The organism is Rhodobaculum claviforme (assembly GCF_016653255.1).
Lineage (GTDB): Bacteria > Pseudomonadota > Alphaproteobacteria > Rhodobacterales > Rhodobacteraceae > Rhodobaculum > Rhodobaculum claviforme.
Genome location: NZ_NHSD01000033.1, coordinates 1 through 3,103, shown reverse-complemented (window position 1 = coordinate 3,103; position 3,103 = coordinate 1). Strand labels below are relative to the sequence as shown.

The 3,103-nt window shown below is 73.8% G+C and carries 2 protein-coding genes; one reads left to right on the top strand and one right to left on the bottom strand.

Annotation, left to right across the window (positions count from 1 at the left end; translation table 11 throughout):
- Window positions 1-140: 140 nt before the first annotated feature.
- Window positions 141-2,141: a bifunctional metallophosphatase/5'-nucleotidase gene (locus tag CCR87_RS00465; RefSeq protein ID WP_201155373.1), complete on the top strand. Its 2,001-nt coding sequence runs from the start codon at window positions 141-143 to the stop codon at window positions 2,139-2,141.
- A gap of 54 nt (window positions 2,142-2,195) precedes the next feature.
- Here CCR87_RS00465 and CCR87_RS00460 read toward each other — a convergent pair whose 3' ends face one another.
- Window positions 2,196-2,981: an energy-coupling factor ABC transporter ATP-binding protein gene (locus CCR87_RS00460; protein WP_338048848.1), complete on the bottom strand. Its 786-nt coding sequence runs from the start codon at window positions 2,979-2,981 to the stop codon at window positions 2,196-2,198.
- Between the last annotated feature and the right edge of the window lie 122 nt (window positions 2,982-3,103).

Genomic DNA, 3,103 nt, shown 5'->3' with positions numbered 1-3,103 from the left:
TCGGGGGTGGAGCATGGCACCGCGGGCGGGCGACGTGCAAGGCCCCGCGGCCGGGCGCACGCCACCCGGCGGGTGTCACGAAACCGTGCCACGCGGCTGCTAGCGCTGGCGCCAGTCGTCCCAGATCCGAGGTTTTCGCCATGCCCTCCCTGCCGCCGCTGTCGCGCCGCCGGTTCCTCGTCACCGCCGCCGCCGCCGCCGCCGCGCTGTCGCCGGTGCTGAGCTTTCGCGCCGGTGCCCAGGCCGGTCCCGGCACGCTGCTGATGGTTCCCGCCGCCCCCAACCCCGCCGGCACCGCCGAGCGGGTGTTCGTGCTGCACGGCGATCCGCTGTCCGGTCCGATCACCGCCATCGTGACCGAGGACGGCAACCCCGTGCCCGCCCCGGTGCTGGCGGATGGCGAACGGCGGGTGCTGCGGCTGATGCATTTCAACGACCTGCACAACCACATCACCGAAATGCACCCCGCGCGCGGCAACACCCACCGCATGGCGCAGATGGTCCGCCGCGTGTCCGAGGCCCGCGCCGCCGCCGCCGAGGACGAGGTGGTGCTGTTCGTCTCGGGCGGGGACGACCACACCGGCTCGGTCTTTGACGAGCTTCTGGGCTGGGCGCCGGAGGAATTCGTGGCCGACGCGGGCTATCGGGCGGCCTCGGCGGCGGGGGTGGACATCGCGGTTCTGGGCAATCACGAATTCGACCGCGGCGCCGAGATGCTGCGCATCGGCATTGCCGCCGATGCGGCGTTCCCGGTGATCACGGCCAATGTCCACGGCTCGGCGCACCTGGCGCGCGACCGCGATTATGTCGCCGCCGCCGTGCTGGAGGCCAAGGGCCTGCGGGTCGGTTTTCTGGGCCTGACGACGCAGGTGGACACCCGCACCGGACAGCCCGACGACCCCGGCATGGCGGTCGCAAGCCCGGTCGCGGCGGTGCGCAACGTGCTGCCGGCGCTGGCGCAGGTCAGCGACGTGGTGGTGATCCTGTCGCACTGCGGCTTCGGCTCGGGGCAGCACCGCACCGGCAAGGCGGGCGCCGCGCGCCTGATCGGCGAGGGCGATTTCGACATCGCCGAGGCCGCCGGAGCCCTGACGGACCGGCCGGTGGTGCTGATCGGGGGGCATTCCCACACGGCGCTGAACACCGGCGGCCTCGATCCCGACAACGTCATGGACGGCGTTCTGATGACCCAGGCCGAGGCCAACGGCCGCTATCTGGGCGAGATCGCCATGTCGATCCGCGCCGGGGCCGGGCGGCAGGGCTGGTTCACCCATGTCGGGCTGCATCCGATCAAGCGCCGCGACGACCGCGTCGCGCCCGACGACCCCGCCGCCGCCGCGCTGGAGACCGACGCCGACTACGACCACGCCTATGAGGCGGCCCATGTCGCCCCGCTGATCGCCGCGCTGGAGGACCGGCTGGCGCAGACCATCGGCACCGTCGCCCCCGACGCCGACGTCGCGCCCGCGCGGGTGATCGCCGACCGCTACATGCGTGAAACCGCGCTGCTGAACTTCATGAACGATGCGCTGGTGGCGCGGTCGCGGACCTTTCCCGGCGGGCCGGTGGATCTGGCGCTGTTCAACGCCACCGCGATCATCACCGGGCTGGAGGCCGGACCGCTGAGCTTTGGCGACTGGTACGCGGTGATGCCCTATGCCGACCAGGTGCATGTCGCGCGCATGACCGGCGCGCAGATCGGCGCGATGCTGCAATCCAACGCCCACCGCCTCGTGCGCCCCGAGGAGGCGGCGGACCTCGACCTCGGCGGGTTCGTGTCGCGCGGGTTCCTGCACTTCTCGGGCGGGCTGCGGTATCGCATCGTGCCGGGGGCGGATGCGGCCGCCGCGCGGGCCGAGGACATCACGATCCTGGGCGCGCCGCTGGAGGCGGTGCGCACGCGCGTCTTTACCCTTGCGGTCAACAGCTATGTCCAGCTCGGCGCCTTTGCCGAGGCCTGGAACGGCCAGCCCATCGTCGCCGGCGTGGGCGGCGAGATCGCGGGCATGGATCTGCGCGACCTCGACTACAGCCACACCGGGCTTGTCTATCGCAACGAGATCATCGCCCATATCCGCGACCACGGGGGCATCGCGCCCGACACCGGCGCGCGGCTGGACGGACGGCTGGTGGTGGGCTGACGCGCGCCCGCCCTGCGTCCGGCGGCTCTGCGTCCGGCCGGGTCACGCGGCGCGTCAGCGACGGGCCGCGTGGTTCGAGGGGCCGCCGGAGGGAAGGCCGGAGGGCCCGCCGGAGGGAGGGTCAGAGGGCGCGCGGGCCTGCGCCAGCAGGCCCGGCGGCACCTCCTGGCCGTGGCGCGCCATCAGGGCGGCATCGCCCAGCACCTCGGCGGTGGGGCCGTCGGCGCGGATGCGGCCCGCGTCGATCACGATCACCCGCGGGCACAGCTCCAGGATCAGTTGCAGGTCGTGGCTGGCGACGATCAGCGCCTGATCCATGCCCGACAGCACCTCGATCAGGTTGCGGCGGCTGCGCAGGTCCAGCGCCGCCGAGGGTTCGTCCAGCAGCATCAGGCGCGGGCGCATCGCCAGCACGCCCGCGATGCAGGCGCGGCGCTTCTCGCCGCCCGACAGCCGGTGGACGGGGCGTTCGGACAGCCCCTCCAGGCCGCAGACGGCCATCGCCTCGGCCACCCGCGCCTCCAGCGCCGCCCCCGACAGCCCGAGGTTGCGCGGGCCGAAGGCCACGTCCTCGGCCAGGGTGGGACAGAAAAGCTGATCCTCGGCGTGCTGGAACACCAGGCCGATGTCGGCGTGGAACGCCCCCGGCCGCACCGCCCGGCCGCCCAGCCGCACCGACCCCGCCAGCGCCGGCAACACCCCGGCAAGCGTGAGAAACAGGCTGGACTTGCCCGACCCGTTCGGCCCCACCAGCCCGACGCGCGCGCCCGCCTCCAGCGTCAGCGCAAGCTGCGCCAGCACCGGCGGTTGCCCCGGCCAGCCGACGCCCAGCCCCGACACCTCCAGCAGGGGCGCGGGCGGGGGCGCCGGGCGCGGTGCCGGCCCCGATACGGATCCCGATACGGGTCCCGTATCGTGTCCCGGGTGCGGGCCAGAGGTCGGGGCGGGTCCCGGCCCGCTCA

Excerpts from the sequence above, each read along its gene's own strand:
- CCR87_RS00465 (WP_201155373.1), top strand. The coding sequence starts at position 141 with ATGCCCTCCCTGCCGCCGCTGTCGCGCCGCCGGTTCCTCGTCACCGCC.